At 65.6% G+C, this 15,953-nt stretch carries 14 protein-coding genes and 1 pseudogene; 4 read left to right on the top strand and 11 right to left on the bottom strand.

From position 1 onward, the window contains the following. The first annotated feature begins 68 nt into the window (after positions 1-68). Positions 69-2,432 (top strand): DNA polymerase II, encoded by a 2,364-nt coding sequence (locus LT948_RS32425; protein ID WP_003122806.1) that lies wholly within the window; start codon positions 69-71, stop codon positions 2,430-2,432. A gap of 3 nt (positions 2,433-2,435) precedes the next feature. On the opposite strand, the gene LT948_RS32430 is transcribed toward LT948_RS32425, so the two are convergent. The 3 genes from LT948_RS32430 to LT948_RS33290 all read right to left on the bottom strand — a co-directional run bounded on the left by LT948_RS32430 (position 2,436) and on the right by LT948_RS33290 (position 5,116). Further along, positions 2,436-3,104, bottom strand: a complete 669-nt coding sequence (locus LT948_RS32430; protein WP_023088369.1) for a hypothetical protein — start codon at positions 3,102-3,104, stop codon at positions 2,436-2,438. After that, the gene (locus LT948_RS32435) at positions 3,088-4,497 is read right to left on the bottom strand and encodes an alpha/beta fold hydrolase (RefSeq protein ID WP_023088368.1); all 1,410 of its coding nucleotides are present in this window, start codon (positions 4,495-4,497) and stop codon (positions 3,088-3,090) included. The genes LT948_RS32430 and LT948_RS32435 overlap by 17 nt, the downstream gene beginning before the upstream one ends. A gap of 331 nt (positions 4,498-4,828) precedes the next feature. After that, entirely contained in the window at positions 4,829-5,116 is a 288-nt protein-coding gene (locus LT948_RS33290; protein ID WP_003088136.1) for a hypothetical protein, read from the bottom strand. Positions 5,117-5,281: 165 nt separating this feature from the next. On the opposite strand from LT948_RS33290, the gene LT948_RS33295 reads away from it, so the two are divergent. Next, positions 5,282-5,668 (top strand): hypothetical protein, encoded by a 387-nt coding sequence (locus tag LT948_RS33295; protein ID WP_003115740.1) that lies wholly within the window; start codon positions 5,282-5,284, stop codon positions 5,666-5,668. Between the two features lie 13 nt (positions 5,669-5,681). On the opposite strand, the gene LT948_RS32445 is transcribed toward LT948_RS33295, so the two are convergent. The 8 genes from LT948_RS32445 to LT948_RS32480 all read right to left on the bottom strand — a co-directional run bounded on the left by LT948_RS32445 (position 5,682) and on the right by LT948_RS32480 (position 13,844). Next, on the bottom strand, positions 5,682-6,305 hold the full coding sequence (locus LT948_RS32445; RefSeq protein ID WP_003088140.1) for a glutathione S-transferase family protein: 624 nt from the start codon (positions 6,303-6,305) through the stop codon (positions 5,682-5,684). 88 nt (positions 6,306-6,393) lie between these two features. Continuing rightward, a complete protein-coding gene (locus tag LT948_RS32450) occupies positions 6,394-6,783 on the bottom strand; it encodes a hypothetical protein (RefSeq protein WP_033996142.1) in 390 nt (129 codons plus the stop codon). Next, entirely contained in the window at positions 6,780-7,517 is a 738-nt protein-coding gene (locus tag LT948_RS32455; protein ID WP_003088145.1) for a hypothetical protein, read from the bottom strand. The genes LT948_RS32450 and LT948_RS32455 overlap by 4 nt, the downstream gene beginning before the upstream one ends. Further along, positions 7,514-9,943 (bottom strand): penicillin acylase family protein, encoded by a 2,430-nt coding sequence (locus LT948_RS32460; RefSeq protein ID WP_033996143.1) that lies wholly within the window; start codon positions 9,941-9,943, stop codon positions 7,514-7,516. The genes LT948_RS32455 and LT948_RS32460 overlap by 4 nt, the downstream gene beginning before the upstream one ends. Positions 9,944-9,968: 25 nt before the next feature. Beyond that, complete coding sequence (locus LT948_RS32465; protein ID WP_003088147.1) at positions 9,969-10,592, bottom strand: 2OG-Fe(II) oxygenase; 624 nt, start codon at positions 10,590-10,592, stop codon at positions 9,969-9,971. Between the two features lie 16 nt (positions 10,593-10,608). After that, complete coding sequence (locus LT948_RS32470; RefSeq protein ID WP_003102695.1) at positions 10,609-11,883, bottom strand: fatty acid desaturase; 1,275 nt, start codon at positions 11,881-11,883, stop codon at positions 10,609-10,611. Positions 11,884-11,901: 18 nt separating this feature from the next. Then, positions 11,902-13,071: a hypothetical protein gene (locus tag LT948_RS32475; RefSeq protein ID WP_003088150.1), complete on the bottom strand. Its 1,170-nt coding sequence runs from the start codon at positions 13,069-13,071 to the stop codon at positions 11,902-11,904. Positions 13,072-13,076: 5 nt separating this feature from the next. Then, the gene (locus LT948_RS32480) at positions 13,077-13,844 is read right to left on the bottom strand and encodes a sterol desaturase family protein (RefSeq protein ID WP_003102692.1); all 768 of its coding nucleotides are present in this window, start codon (positions 13,842-13,844) and stop codon (positions 13,077-13,079) included. A 761-nt stretch (positions 13,845-14,605) separates the two neighbouring features. On the opposite strand from LT948_RS32480, the gene qscR reads away from it, so the two are divergent. Continuing rightward, positions 14,606-15,319 carry a quorum-sensing transcriptional repressor QscR gene (gene qscR, locus LT948_RS32485; RefSeq protein ID WP_003118960.1) on the top strand — a complete coding sequence of 238 codons (714 nt, stop codon included), beginning with the start codon at positions 14,606-14,608 and terminating at the stop codon, positions 15,317-15,319. A 481-nt stretch (positions 15,320-15,800) separates the two neighbouring features. Next, a pseudogene (phzA, locus tag LT948_RS32490) lies at positions 15,801-15,953 on the top strand (phenazine biosynthesis protein PhzA); the annotation flags it as partial.

Consider the following 15,953-nt stretch of genomic DNA (forward strand, 5'->3'; position numbering starts at 1 on the left):
CCGAAGATGCCGGCGTTCCCAGGGCAGGCCGGGTAGAATCGGCGGATGCGAGAGATTCGGGGTCGATGGTGGAGTTACTGCAAGGGTTCGTCCTGACCCGGCACTGGCGCGATACGCCGGCCGGCACGGAAGTCGCGTTCTGGCTGGCCACCGAGCAGGGCCCGCGGCAGGTGCGGCTGCCGCCGCAGCCGTCGGTGGCGTTCGTCCTCGCCGAGCAGCGCGGGCGCGTCGAGTCCCTGCTCGCCGGGGAGACTGGCGCCGAGCTGCGGCCGCTGGCGCTGCGCGACTTCCAGCAGCGGCCGGTGCTCGGCCTGTACTGCCAGCAGCATCGCCAGCTGATGAATCTGGAGAAACGCTTGCGCCAGGCCGGCGTCGAGGTGTTCGAGGCCGATATCCGGCCGCCGGAGCGCTACCTGATGGAGCGCTTCATCACCGCGCCGGTCAGCCTGGAGGCGAGTGTCGAGGCCGACGGCAGCCTGCTCGCCCGGCGCCTGAAGCCGGCTCCGGACTATCGCCCGCGCCTGCGCCTGGTGTCGCTGGACATCGAGACCAACGCCCGCGGCGATCTCTACTCCATCGCCCTGGAAGGCTGCGGCCAGCGCCAGGTATACATGCTCGGCCCGGCCAACGGCGATGCCGCGGCCGTGGATTTCCGCCTCGACTATTGCGACAGCCGTGCCGGGCTGCTTGAACGTCTCAACCAGTGGCTGGCCGAGCACGATCCCGACGCCATCATCGGCTGGAACCTGGTGCAGTTCGACCTGCGCGTCCTGCATGAGCATGCCCAGCGCCTGAAGGTGCCGCTGCGCCTGGGGCGTGGCGGCGACGAAATGGGCTGGCGCGAGCACGGCAGCCGCAACAACCACTTTTTCGCCGCGGCGGCCGGCCGCCTGATCATCGATGGCATCGAGGCGCTGCGCTCGGCGACCTGGAGCTTCCCCTCGTTCAGCCTGGAGAACGTCGCCCGGACCCTGCTCGGCGAAGGCAAGGCGATCGACAATCCATACCAGCGGATGGACGAGATCGATCGCATGTTCGCCGAGGACAAGCCGGCCCTCGCGCACTACAACCTGAAGGACTGCGAACTGGTGACGCGGATCTTCGCCCGTACCGAACTGCTCGACTTCCTCCTCGAACGGGCCACCGTCACCGGCCTGCCGGCGGACCGCAGCGGCGGCTCGGTGGCGGCCTTCACCCACCTGTACATGCCGTTGATGCACCGCGCCGGCTTCGTCGCCCCGAACCTCGGCGAGAAGCGCCCGGAAGCCAGTCCCGGCGGCTTCGTCATGGACTCGCGGCCGGGCCTCTACGAATCGGTGCTGGTGCTCGACTACAAGAGCCTGTATCCGTCGATCATCCGTACCTTCCTGATCGACCCGGTCGGCCTGGTGGAAGGCCTGCGCCAGCCGGACGACGAGCACTCGGTGGAAGGTTTTCGCGGCGCCCGCTTCTCGCGTACCCGGCATTGCCTGCCGGCCATCGTCGCACGGGTCTGGGAGGGCCGCGAGGCGGCCAAGCGCGAACGCAACCAGCCGCTCTCGCAGGCGTTGAAGATCATCATGAACGCCTTCTACGGGGTGCTGGGTTCCAGCGGCTGCCGCTTCTTCGACCCGCGCCTGGCCTCGTCCATCACCCTGCGCGGGCATCGGATCATGCGCCGTACCCGCGAGCTGATCGAGGCCGAGGGCTATACGGTGATCTATGGCGATACCGACTCCACCTTCGTCTGGCTCGGCAGCCCCCGCGCCGAGGAGGAGGCCGCGGCCATCGGCCGGGCGCTGGTGGCGCGGGTCAACGACTGGTGGCGCGAGCACCTGAAAGAAGAATTCGGCCTCGACAGCGCCCTCGAGCTGCAATTCGAGACCCATTACCGGCGTTTTCTCATGCCCACCGTGCGCGGCGCCGAGGAGGGCAGCAAGAAACGCTACGCCGGCCTGGTGCGCCGCGCCGACGGTGGCGAGGAGATGGTCTTCAAGGGCCTGGAGACCGTGCGCACCGACTGGTCGCCGCTGGCCCAGCGCTTCCAGCAGGAACTCTACCTGCGCATCTTCAATCGCCAGCCCTACCAGGACTACGTGCGCGATTACGTACGACGGACCCTGGCCGGCGAGCTGGACGACCTGCTGGTCTACCGCAAGCGCCTGCGCCGGCGCCTCGACGATTACCAGCGCAACGTGCCGCCGCATGTGCGCGCGGCGCGCATCGCCGACGACTACAACCTCGAGCGCGGGCGCCCGCGGCAGTACCAGAGCGGCGGCTGGATCAGCTACGTGATCAGCGTCGCCGGTCCCGAGCCGCTCGAGGCGCGGCGTTCGGCCATCGACTACGAGCACTACGTGGGCAAGCAGTTGCAGCCGGTGGCCGACGCCATCCTGCCGTTCGTCGGCGACGATTTCGCCACCCTGGTCGACCGGCAGATGGCGCTGTTCTGAGGCTCATTGGCGGATGAGCCGCTGGTCCAGTTGGCGCAGCCGTTCCCGGTCGAGGGTGCGCGGCAGGACGAGAGTGTCCGAGCCGTTGGTCAACGGCGATTCCACGGGCCTGTTGAGTGGGATGACGATACGCTCGGCGTCGTAACGGATTTCCTTGGCGTTGGTCAGGCCCTGCTTCTGTAGTTGATGGATGGCTTCGAGGCGGGCGTCGGCGTCGGCTGCGCTGGGCGCCGATTGCATGACCTTCAGGTAGATGTCCAGTGCCTCCCGGCCATTGAACGGACCTTGCCCCAGGTGCTTCACGAATACCCGGTAGACGCCTCCCACCGCGCGGCATAGGTGGCTGTTGCCGTTCTGTGCGGCGATGTCGGCCTGCAGCCTGGCGTCGCACTGCTGCTTGCTCATGTTGCGGGCTTCGGACTTTTCGCTTTGCGCGCAGTAGGCGCTGCCGTAGAGGTCGCCGTCCTTGTCGCAGCGGCCGTAGCAGATATCGTGCAGGCGGCAGGCCTCGCTGAGCGAGCAGCCCGCGACGTCGTCCGGAACCAGATACTGGGTGAAGCCGGAGCCGCAATAGGTGGCCTTGTCTTCGGCGGCGCTGGCGGCAGGCGCCATCCGCGGGGCGAGCAGAACGACGGCGAAGCCGATCAGGAGCAGGCTAGAGAGGATTTTCATAGAGGACGTCCTGTTCGCTGCGGGTGCCGGGTTCCGAGAGTTGCCGTTGCAGCCGCCGGTGCATGGCCGTGGCTTTGAGGTAGTGGAAGTCGAAGCACTTGCCGAACGAGAAGTTCTTCCGCACCGGGTCGTGGCACTCCCGGTAGTAGGAGGCGCCAGCCGTGCGTTCGTAGATGGCCTTGCTGACGGCGGTGGCCATGAAGGCAATCACCTGGTCGTTGAAGATATCGTTGTGGTCGGCGATGAAGGACTGCGAGGTGTAGATGAAGTTGACCGGCTCGTTGCTGTAGCAGGGCATGCGCGGCAGCGCCGGATCGGCGTTGCCGCCGTCCACGCTGCAGAAGCTCCTGAAGCGCCATTTGCCGATATCGGTGTCGTCGATCACCCGCGGTTCGGGCGGTCTTGGCGCGCAGTTGTCGCTGCCATCCGGCAGCGGGCACTCGCGGTCGATCAGCAGGGCGGTCCGATACAGGCTGTAGTTGCCGAGGGCGGTGGTATCCAGGTCTTCTTCCCGGAGGCGATAGCGGGTTCCGTTGTAGGTCCTGTCCAGGTCCACCTGGCTCCAGGTGAGGTTGACGCCGACCCATTGGCCGAGCGGGAAGGCGAAGTGGGTGGCGCTGTCGCCGTGCGAACTGATGACGTACAGCAGCGGCGGCGGCCGGGCTCCCAGGGCGCCGACCTTGAGGCTGTTCTCCTTGAGCAACAGGCCCTGATTGGCCTCTATCGCCGGATTCAGCATGATTACCGCGTCGCCGAAGGCGCGTATCCGCTGACCGTCCTGGAGAGCCAGCAGGCGTTCGAGCAACGGGTCGTGAAGTGCGCCGAGGGTGATTGCGCCGCCGAAGCTGTGGCCGACGATCACCAGATAGTTCCTGTCCTTGCGATCGATCCGTTCCAACTGGGCGAGCAACTCGGCGACGCCACCCCGGCCGACTTCCTCGGCGACGGCCTTCCTGTCCCAGTAGGTCAGGTTCTCGCTATACAGGCCATGCATCGACTTGCCCCGCCAGCCAACATAGAGGCCGACCAGCCTGCGTTTGCCCAGCACCCCGGAGGAGGCGAGATTGGCGAGTGCCTTGTTGAAGCTGGCGACGTTGCCGTCGTCCCGTCCCGCGTTGTGCTTCCAACCGTGAATGAACACCACCATGGCGATGTCCCCCCGGGCGGAGTAGCGCTTTAGCTGGTCGATCAGGCGTTGCGTTCTGGCAGGCGCGAAGTCGTTGCCGCGCTCGCTGTATTCGACGAAGCCGATCTCGTAGTTCGGATGGCGTTCGTAGTAGCTGTCGCTGCAAGGCCGCATGTCGGCGCAGGTCGATTCGCTGTCATCGCGCAGCGGGGCGTTGGCGGCGCAGCCTGCCAGCAGGCAGGCTGCGAGAAGGGCGAGTATTTTCATGACGATTCCCGCGTGGAGATTCTTTTCCGGCGCGCCAGAACTCGACCGGTCGCTACCCGTTACGCAGGCCGGGTGCTGTCATGGGGGATGGGAGAGCGCAGGCGGAGAGGTCGTCCCGCGAAAGGCTGGGGAGGCGTGTGTCAGGGTCCCCTGGAAGCGGGCCTGGGATATCCCGGAAAGGCTCGTCGTGGGGCGAACTGTCGAAGACGTTGACATGCTGAACCACCACTTCCGTGTCTGTTCTGCAACTGTCTATAGACCGCCGGGGGATGGGTGTCAAAGTGCCACTTCGCAGCCTTCCGCATGGTGGATGGCTGCGAAGGAGAGTCGATCAGGCCAGTTGCGCCGGGTCGAGCATGTCGCTCTCGAAGGTCATCCAGCCGCCGTTCTCGCTGGCCGCGCCGTCGAGGATCGGGCCGTAGTAGGTGAGACCGATGGTCAGGCTGAAACAGATGTGGGTGGCGTTCTCCGGGGCGTCCAGCTGGCCTTCGAAGTGCAGCTTGAGCACGCCCGGCTCGACGCTTTCCAGGCCGATGGCGACGTTCGGGTTGTCCACGGCCTCGCTTTCGCGGCCGCGTTGCTCGGCGCTGACGGTGAGGGTCACGGTGTCTCGGTACATGTCTTGCTCCAGTTGGCGTGGGGCCGGCGTCGCCAGCGCGGCGGACAGACTACTGGCAGACGCGCCGGCTGGCCAGTGCTGGCTGCGGCAGGCGCCGCGCGGGGCCTGGGAATCATTCGCCGGCGGCGCAGTCCAACTGCGCATCACCAACCGACCCCCGAGGGGATGATGAAGCTACCCGTGCTGGCTGTATTGGGCGCCGCGCTGCTGTTGAGCGCCTGCGCGAAGAAGGAGGCCGAGGCCTGTGCCTCGCCGGACGTGAAGGACCAACTGATGCGGATCTTCCTCCAGGGCGCGATCACCGAGCGCTCGCCGGAGTTCAAGGACAGTGCGCTGCGCGACGTGGCGATCCTCGAGAAGGATCCCGACAGCGGCGTGCTGTCCTGTGTCGGCACCCTCAGCGTGCCGGCCGGCCAGCAGGTGGTCGAGGGCGTCCTGCAATATCGCATCGCCCCGGTGGCCAAGTCCGACTACGACTACCTGCTGCTGGATACCGCCGGCGCCAACACCACCGCCCTGGCGCAGCGCCTGAACAAGGCACTCGGCCAGTGATCGCGCGCCTCGCTCAGGGTACGCCGTTGCGGCCGTGGGCGAGGAAGCCGGGACGGGCGCCGAGGCGCTCGTAATAGGCGCGCACCGCTGGCAGCGACGGATGCTCGAACGGCGTCTCGTACCAGCGGTTGACCGACAGGCCGATGGCGATGTCGGCCAGGCTGAAGGTCTCGCCGGCGACATAGGCGCCGGTGCGTAGCAGTTGTCCCTCGAGGATTTCCATGAAGCCCGTCCAGCCGCGCAGCGAAGCCTCCACCTGGGCCGCGTCGCGGTGCGCCGGCGACTGCCGGACCAGGCTCATGAAGGCATAGCTCCACGAGCGGTTGAGGTCGGAGGCCTGCCAGTCCAGCCACTGGTCGACCCGCGCGCGCGGCGCCGCCTGCTGCGGATAGAGGCGTTCGCCGGCATAGCGGTTGGCCAGGTAGCGGATGATGCTGTTGGATTCCCAGAGCACCAGTTCGCCGTCGCGCAGCACCGGCACCATGGCGTTCGGGTTGAGGGCGAGGAATTCCGCCGCGTGGGTGTCGCGGAAGCCGCTGCCCCAGTCTTCGCGGCGGTAGGGCAGGTCCAGTTCGGCGCAGGTCCAGAGCACCTTGCGCACGTTGATCGAAGAGGCCTTTCCGAGAATCTCCAGCATGGCGATGGCGCGTCCTTGGGCGGATAGGAAGGCTCCGAGTATACGGGCCGATCCCGCCGACGGGGAACGGCTCGAGCGGGGGCGCCGGCTAGGCGCCGCTGGCTTGCCGGCGACCCGGGCGGCGGCGCGCCCAGAGGGCGAAGTAGAGCCAGCCGATGACGAACGATGGCGCCACGCTCGCCAATGGATGCTGCGTGCCCGAGAGCCAGTGCAGCGCGGCCATCGGCGCGGTCAGCAGGAGCACCACCAGCAGGGGCGCCTGGCGTTGCGCAAGGCCGTGGCGGCGGCCGAGACATTGCAACAGGTACAGGCCGAAGCGCGTCGCCAGGAGACTCGCGGCGCCCTGGAGCAGGGCGGCGACGCCCATCCCGGCCAGGCCGCCGTCCTGGTTGGCATAGGCCGCCCAGGCGCCGTAGAGCACCGCGGCCGGCAGCGCCGCCAGCCACGGGTCGTCGGAGCGCTGCGCGAGTCCGCTCACCGGATGATCCTCTGCTGCACGTAGGGTTCGGCACCGGGCGCGAGGCGGACCATGCAGAGGATCTGGTCGCTGCTGCCGACGTGGGCGACGAAGTGGTCGTTGGTCCTGGCGTGGCTGGACATCGCCATGCGCGGGAAGAAATCCGGGGCGACGCTGCGTTGCCCGCCGGGTATCAGGCCGGTTTCCGCATCCAGGCGCAGGTTGGCGGACAGCGTGCCGACCACGTCGAGGGCCAGGTCGACCATGTCCGGGCTCTGGCGCGGCGCTTCCAGGTCCGGGTACAGCGTCGCTCCCGGGATCCGCGCGCTGAGGGCGCGGAACATGTTGTAGACCACCGGGTTGTAGGTCTTCGCCACGATCAGTGGCGGCAGCCCGCCGTTGCGCTCGCTGACCTGGCGCAGGAAGAACTGGTTGATCCGCTTGAACAGGCTGGTGCGGTGGTAGCGGTCGACCACCATCGCCGTCCACAGGTAGAGGAAGCGTGTCGAGCCGCGGACGAAGTCCTTCGCGCCCAGGATGCCGATGATCCGTTCGCCCTCCGGGTCGGTCGCCAGCACCAGGTGGTCGTAGGTCTCGAAGATATCCGGCTGGTTGCCGAAGTATTGCAGCACGTCGAACTGCGGCATTCCCTCTTGCAGGTCGGCGACTATCTTGCGTTTGAAGCCCTCGGGGAATTGCCGTTCGCGGCTGGAGTAGTCGAGGTCGAAGGCGTTTTTCTGCGGATCGCTGGTCATGGTCGTGGCTCGCCGGAGGAAGAGGCTGAAGGGCGCAGGACCAACTGGCGGTCCGTCGCGTCGGGGGCGTCGTCGGCGATACGGATGTACGCGCCGCGGGCCCAGAGTTCGTTGAGGTCGGTGGCGCCGTCGAACGGCAGGCCGGAGTTGCGGGTGGACAGCGCGTAGCGCGAGTTGTCGAAGTCCGCCAGGTCGATGACCATCCGCAGGGTCGCGGCGATCCGGGTGTTGAACGGGTTGGCCGGGTCGCTGTAGTCGAAGCGCCCGACGTTGACGCTGAAGTTGTCGCCGCCCTTGTTGTTCTTCAGGTCGAACAGCGCGCGCAGCGGGGTCTTGTGGAAGGGCACGTGCTCGGCGAGGGCGGCGTGCGCCTCGCCCCACTTCCAGCCGCTCGGCGCGCTTCCGTGGGCGGCACGCAGTTCGTCGAGGGCGCGGCGCAACGACTGGTTCAGCTTGAGGTCGCAGCCTTGTTCCTGGCCGCACCAGAAGCGCAGGTCGGCCTGGCCGTCGAGGATCAGCCGGAGGAATCCGTCGTAGTTGCGCTGGTTCCAGCCGCTGGCCAGCAACTGCGTGCCGATCCTCGGTTGCAGCAGCTCGCGGGTGAAGGCGCGTACCCAGTAGCCGGCGATCAGTGGCGCGGCCAGGTCGGCGGCGGCCTGGTGGTTCCAGCCCTGGAGCAGGGCGAAGGCCTCGCTGGCGCGCAGTTCGGGGTCGCTGACCTGCTCCAGCATCTTCGGCAACAGGCTCGCCATCACGCTGGAGAACTCGTCGTTCTGCAACTCCAGGCTGTCTTCCAGGGTGCGCTGGCCGGGGCCGCCGAGCCACTCGCGGATGCGGTCATAGCGGTAGGGCAGGACCCAGTCGTGGCCGAAGTCGAAGGCATTGTCGGGCGGCACGATGCGCTGGTTCGCCGTGGCGATGAACCCTTCGCGGGGGTTGAGGCTGCGTGGCTTGGCGCTTTCCGGAACGTAGCCGACCCAGTCGTAGCGGCTCTCCCAGCCGGGCGAGGGGGCCAGGCCATGGAGGTCGTCGTCGGCGCCGCGGAGCGGTACGCGACCGGCGGAGACGTAGCCGATGTTGCCCTCGACGTCGGCATAGATCATGTTCTGCGGCGGTACGCCGAAGTCGGCGGCGGCGTCGAGGAACTGTTCCCAGCCTTCGGCCCGGTTGATCGCCAGCAGGCTCGGGAAGGTCTTGTCGTGATGGTCGAGGCCGGTCCAGGCGAGGGCGATCACCAGCCGGTCGCGCTGCGCCTGCGGCAGCCGCGCCGGTTCGTAGATGTCGCTGATCACCGGGCCGTGGCGGGTGCTGCGGACCTCCAGCGAGACCGGCTCGCCGTCGCGCACGGCGATGCGTTCCAGGCGCGTCTCGAAGGGCCGGTAGCCGTCCGGGGTCAGGTAGCGCCGCGGGTCCTGGGGATCGACGCGCTCCAGGTAGGCGTCCTGGATGTGCGAGCCGGTATTGGTGTAGCCCCAGGCGATGCGCTGGTTATGGCCGATGACGAACAGCGGGGCGCCGGCGAAGTTGGCGCCGGTGAGGCTCAGGCCGGGGATTTTCAGGCTGGCCAGGTAGAAGGCCGCCGGGTTGGTCAGGCGCAGGTGCGGATCGTTGGCCAGCAGCGGCTTGCCGGTGGCGCTGCGGCTGGCGGAGACCACCCAGTTGTTCGAACCGATGCCTTCGACGTTGGAACCGGGCAGTTGCCCCAGCAGCTTGCCGGCGTCCGGCGTGCCGCGCAGGGAGCGGTACAGGCTGGCGTAGTCGCGGGTGGCCGGCGGCCGCTCGCCCGGATAGGGGGCGAACACCTCGTTGATCCGCGCCAGGTCCAGGTGCTCGGCCAGCGCCAGGCGCTGCAACTGCATGCCCAGGTTGGCGCTCAGGGTCCAGGAATAGAGCAGGTGCAGGGACAGGCTGTCCACCGGTCCCCAAGGCCCCGGCCGTTCGTGGCGCACCAGGCTGAATTCCAGCGGCAGCGCCGCCGGGGCCAGCCCCAGATAGGCGTTGATCCCGTCGCTGTAGCGTTGCAGCAGGACGCGCGTGGGCGCGTCCAGGTTGGCGTAGATGCCTTCGGCGGTGCGTCGGAAGCCCAGGGTGCGGGCGAACCTGTCCATCGGCAGGGTCTTGGCGCCGAACACTTCGGAGAGCGTCCCGCCGGCATAGCGGCGGGCGAACTCCATCTGCCACAGGCGATCCCTGGCGTGGCTGTAGCCGAGCAGGAAATAGCCGTCCTCCAGGTTCTGCGCGCGGATATGCGGGACGCCGGCGGCGTCCCAGGCGATCCGCCCCTCGTGTTCCAGGCCATGACCGACCTGGATCTCGCCGTACTTGAAGCCCAGCGGGACGGCCAGCAGGTAGACCGCGCAGGCCAGTAGCCCCAGCAGCAGGCCGCCGAGGGACAGGCGCCAGGCGTAACGTGCGTTCTTCGACATCGCTTCGAGTCTCCACGCCGACGGGTCAATAGACCCGCCGGTTCCGGTCCGCATGGCGACTGACGAAGAACACCAGCGAGACGCGCTCGCCGGCGGTCACCCGCTGGACCTCGTGGGGATAGCTGCAATCGCTGATGATCACCGAGCGCGGCTCCGGCTTGATGTCGTTGCGCAGGTTGCCATCGCGGTCGTAGACCACGAACTGGCCGCCGGAGAAGTAGGTGCCGAGCTGCAGGACGATGGAGTACTGGTAGTCCGGGTTGCTGTCGGTATCCAGGTGCCGGCCGATGAACGAGCCGGCCTTCATCCGGTTCACCTGCATGCGCCGCACGTAGAAGGCGTCGTCGCCCATCAGCTTGCGGAACAGGCTCATCACGTTGTCGTTGCAGACGCGCGGGATGATCAGCTCCGACAGCGCATGGTTGACCACCGTGGGACGGTCGCGGTCGGTCATGAAACGGGCCACGTAGAGGTCGTTCTCCTCGTCGGCGTCGCCGATCAGGATCTTCTCCCACGGCAGGGTCGAGTTGGCCAGGACCTGGTTCATCAGTTCCCAGTCCTGCTCGTCGTAGAGCGCGTCGCTGGGGGTGATATAGGCGCAGCCGTTGGCTGCCAGACTCTGGGTGATCTGGGCAATCTGAGTATTCATGGGGTTTCCTGTGTGATCAGGCGGTAGCCTGGGATGCGGGTTGGTTGGTGTGGGGCTGGTTGGCGGCATCGGTCTCCGGAGCGAGCCGGGCATGGTTCTCGCGGTACCAGTCGACGATTCCGAACGGGTCCGACTGGCCGCGGCAGAGGTGGTCGCGCAGGATCAGGAAGTTCTCCCACATGCCCCAGGTCTCGGTCATCGGGCCGAACTTCGAGGGGCGCGCCTCGTTGGCCGCGCGCTCCGGCGCGATGCGCCAGAAGTTCACTCCCGGCTTGCGATGGTGGAAGTCGTGGCTGGGCAGGTCCTGCATGAAGGAGAACACCCGCAGCGGGATGTCGATCAGCAGCACGCCCAGGCTCCAGCGAACGAACGCCAGGGCGAAGGCCAGGCCCTGCTTGTCGGCCGGGTAGGGGCGGCCGAGGAAGCGTCCCCAGCTCAGCGAGCCGTAGTGCAGGAAGCGCGGCAGGCCGTGCTCGTTGCGGGCGAACCAGAGGTGCTCGGAGACGTGCTGGATCCACGACGAGTACTGGGTGAGGATGAAGATCGGGAACAGGTAGAACAGCGCGAACGCCTCCAGGTAGCCGCTGGCGTACACCAGGCCGAGCAGCGCGGCCCAGTAGAGCGCCCGGCTGACGCGCTCGTGGCGCGGGGCGGAGACGAAGCTGACGTCGAAGCGGAACTTCAGGTGCTCGAGGATCCGCGCCGGATGGAAGGGCGCGAGCACCAGGCGGGTCCAGAAGGCGCTCTCGGACATGCCCTTGTAGAAGCCGTGCTGCTTCATGAAGACCAGGTCGACGTCGTGCTCGGTATTGAAGGTGCGCACGCTGTGGTGTTCGTTCACGTGCAGCTTCACGTACTCGTCGCGCGGGGTGTGCAGGATCGGGATCGACAGGATCCACTTGCAGGTGAAGCGGGCCAGCGCCTTGTTCTCCAGGCTGGCGCCATGGGTGGTGTAGTGGAAGGTATGGAGGAAGCCGCGCTGGCGGTTGACCACCAGGCACATGATCAGCGCGCCCAGCAGGCACTTCAGCCACAGCGGCTGCTGCGAGGCGAGCAGTTGCTGGCCGTAGATCACCGCGAGGAAGAACACCGCGTAGCCCCAACTGATGTGCAGGTAGAGCTGCCAGGGCTTGAGCAGGGTGTCTTTCGGCCGTCGCGGCGGGCGGTCGTTCAGCGACTTGCCGGTGACCCAGGTCCAGAACGGCTGGCAGGGCAGGTCCTTGTAGGTACGGCGCACGTCGATGCCGTATCCGTACTTGGAGTATCGGGTCTTGAACAGTTCATCTTGCATGGCGCAGGCGCTCCCTGGTTACAGGTAGTCGGTTCGGATGTAGAGCGTCGGGACGGTCGCGAAGAACGAGTAGAACGGCTCCATCCGGTAGTGATCGACGGCCAGCACGACGAAGTTGTCGAAGCGCTCGCCGAAGAGTTTTCCCATCAATGCGTACTCGGCGGCCTGGGAGACGAAGCTGGCCCAGATCTGCTCGCGCGACTGGCTGGCGAACCATTTCTCGTAGAGCGGCAGGCGCGACAGGAAGATCGATTCCAGGGCCGGGTAGTCCAGCCCGGTCTGGCCGTAGTCGCCCTGTTCCAGGCGCTGGACGATCTCGCCGTGGGCCCGGTGCCAGCCGTCCTCGCCGCCGCACATCTCGAAGAACGAGCAAGTCGCGGCAGGGCAGGGCAGGGCCCCGGCGATCCGCTCGAGCTGGCGCTCGACCTTGCCGAGGAAACCCTCGCGGGTCTCGCCGGTGGCGGGGTTGCGGTTGAACGACAGGTATTCGAACTCGCCGCCGAGGATCGCGTGGCGGATCTCCACCTGGCGCGCCCTGGCCAGCTCCGCCACCGCCTGCCCGGCGCTGACCAGCTTGGCGCCGGCCAGGCCGGGCTGGTCGCCGACTCGCTCGAAGGTGTAGCGCGGCTTGCCCTCGGCATCGCTGGAGTGCGAGTAGTCCGGGCATACCGCGCTCACCAGGTGCAACGGACGGCCTTCGCCAGCGGCGCGCTCCAGCGCCTCCACCAGGCCGCGCAGGGCCCGCTCGCTGGGCGGCATGACGTTGCCGGCGGCCAGCCAGCGCTCGATGTCGCGGGCGTGGCGGTCGAGCTGCGGGATGTCCGGATGCTTGAGTTCCAGCTCGCTCTTGGCGTTGACCGCATCGGCCAGGAGCAGGGTGGTCAGGGACGGGATGCGTCCCTTGCTCTTGAAGCGGTGGATGTTGGTGACCACCGAGTTGCCCTGGCGCAGCTTGAAGTCGAATTCCTGGTGGCGCGACTGGAGGATCAGGTAGAACAGGTAGTTGCTGAACGGCAGCTCGCGCGCGCCGTGGGAGATGCGCAGCTCCAGATACCTGCGTTTCAGTTCGCCGAGGCGCGTTTCCAGTTGCGCATAGGTATGGTCGGGGACCACTTCGGCGAGGGGGAGGCCATACGAGATGGATTTCAATATGTTCCGGCTGAGACGGGAATCGATGTCTGGAATCATGGCGTTCACCTGACGTCGGGCTTGACCAGGACGGGGGCGGGCTGGGTTTTTCCGGGAAGGCTGTGCACGTCGCGGAACAGCAGCATGTCGACGAACTGCTGCTCCTTGTCACCGGCGAAGCCCTGCGGCTCGTCGATGCGGCGGGGGTTCTCGTAGGTGCCGAACAACATGTCCCAGATCGGGAAGTCGCTGTAGTTGCACTCGTGGCGGTCGCGCTGGTGGTGGATGCGGTGCATCTCCGGGCGCTGGAACAGGTAGCCGAGGACGTGCGGGGTGCGCAGGTTCGAGTGGTAGAACATCTCGCCGAGCGCGGCGAACATGATGTAGTAGGCGCCGGCCTCGATGCTGATGCCCATCACCACGTAGGCGACGAAGCTGCCCAGCAGCGAGTTGAAGACCATCTCGGTCGGATGCTTGTAGAAGGAGGTGAATACCTCGATGCGTTGCGGCGCGTGGTGCAACTGGTGGAACAGCCGCCAGAGCGTGTCGTTGGCGTGGCGCGCGCGATGCCACCAGTAGGTGACGAAGGTGTTGACGAAGTAGGCGGCGAAGCCGGCCAGCAGTGGTGGCAGGGCATCCGAGGTGTGCAGCAGGCTGTGCCCCATCATCCATTTGTTCCAGGTGATGCCGGCGAGCAGGGCGATCGACACCTGGACGATGTTGAGGAAGATCACCCGGGCCACCCAGGTGCTCACCTTGGGCAATTTCCAGCCGGGAACCAACTGTTCCAGCATGAAGATGAATAGCGCCACTCCGATCAAGTAATAAATCATATTTATCTCCTCTTCCTTAGGGGCGGACGCCATGCGGAACTTTCATCGATACGAAAGGCCAGCGTCCTGTTTATTGTCTGAAGCACTTCTCGGCAGGCTGCGGTTATCGCTTCGCTATATTCGAAAGGCGATCTCGGTCAGGCGTGGATAGCTTGTCCATGGTCGAATGGAGCGCTCTTTTTAATTGCCTCAGAATGCGCTTCGTGAAAATCGGCACGGACAATGAAATGCCTGGTCGAATTAAATTGTCACAGCCCGGCAGGGACAACCTGCCCTTCCGGGCAGGTATCTGCGGAGAGATAGGGGGGGAAGTATGTAGTTGCCATTTCTGGTCCCCGGGGAGCCTCGTCGACGAGGCCCGCCATGGGCCAAGGTTTGTTGTCGGGAGGCCCTCCCGACGACGATGGAGCGTGCGAGAAGAACAATGAGAAAGACCGCCGTGAGGCCCATCGGAGAGCCGTTCTACGGTTTCCGCAAAGATCCGGGGCGCCGTCCCCTCCAGCACAGCGCAGTTCCTGCGCGGCGCCTCGTGTCCGTGCTCATCGAGAAATTCTCTTCAGCCTCGTTTCGTCGTCGCCCGGCGGGCGGCGAATGGGCTCGACCTCGTCCGGAACACCCGCACAGGGCCGGCGGCGATATGTACTTCCAGGTCCGGCTTGATAAAGGGAATTGTCATGAGTGGATAAGACGGAAACAAAAAAGAATAAAAACGCTGAAGAACCGAATCCTGCCGGGATCGATTGTTGACTGGTGAAGCTGGCATGCATGATGAGAGAGAGGGATATCTCGAGATTTTGTCAAGAATAACAACCGAGGAAGAGTTCTTCTCCCTGGTTCTCGAGATATGCGGTAATTATGGATTCGAATTCTTTTCATTCGGTGCGCGGGCGCCTTTCCCGCTGACCGCGCCTAAATATCATTTCTTGTCCAATTACCCAGGGGAATGGAAAAGCAGATATATCTCCGAAGACTACACATCCATCGACCCGATCGTGCGCCATGGTCTCCTGGAATACACCCCGCTGATCTGGAATGGCGAAGACTTCCAGGAGAACCGTTTCTTCTGGGAGGAAGCGCTGCATCACGGCATCCGTCACGGCTGGTCGATCCCGGTCCGCGGCAAGTACGGGCTGATCAGCATGCTGTCCCTGGTGCGTTCCAGCGAGAGCATCGCCGCCACGGAAATCCTGGAGAAGGAATCCTTCCTGCTCTGGATCACCAGCATGCTGCAGGCTACCTTCGGCGACCTGCTGGCGCCGCGCATCGTCCCGGAAAGCAATGTGCGCCTGACCGCCAGGGAAACCGAGATGCTCAAGTGGACCGCGGTGGGCAAGACCTACGGCGAGATCGGCCTGATCCTGTCGATCGACCAGCGCACGGTGAAATTCCATATCGTCAATGCGATGCGCAAGCTCAACTCCAGCAACAAGGCGGAGGCCACCATGAAGGCCTACGCCATCGGCCTGCTCAACTGAATCGACGCCTCGTCGCCTAGCGAGGCCGCCACGCAAGCGTCCGGCCATTCACCGAATGGCCGGATAGCGTTTGCGCCGGTCGCCTGAGCGCAGCCTTCCCACCGGCAGCGTTTCCCCGCTGCCCCCTTCGCCATTGCGCCCGTCCTCCTGTTGTCCGGCACGCTAGTGCAACTTTCCGGACGCTTGGCAAACCGGCCAAAGAATAGAACGGAATCGATGCCCCACACCTGTAATTTTTAAGGGGTTATGGCTATTGCAAAAAAGCGTTTATAAGTTTGTCCCCTGTCAAATCTGGTTACAACTAGGTTTCAGGCGAAACATTCGGTCATGGCAATTCGGCATTAGTTGAAACTTTGGAGACGCTCCGAAGCGGGCAACTTTTGCCCGGAAAAAGCTTCACGGCAATTTCTCCGGCCTGTCATCCCGATGTCTTCTTTCCGGTATGGATGCCAGTCGATTCGAACTGGCGGAGATTCGCACCATGCGAGAGTACCAACGGTTGAAAGGGTTTACCGACAACCTGGAATTGCGTCGGCGCAACCGTGCCACGGTCGAGCACTACATGCGCATGAAGGGGGCCGAACGGTTGCAGCGGCACAGCCTGTTCGTCGAGGACGGCTGCGCCGGCAACTGG

Source organism: Pseudomonas sp. CP-1 (assembly GCF_021213715.1).
In the GTDB taxonomy this organism is placed as follows: domain Bacteria; phylum Pseudomonadota; class Gammaproteobacteria; order Pseudomonadales; family Pseudomonadaceae; genus Pseudomonas; species Pseudomonas aeruginosa.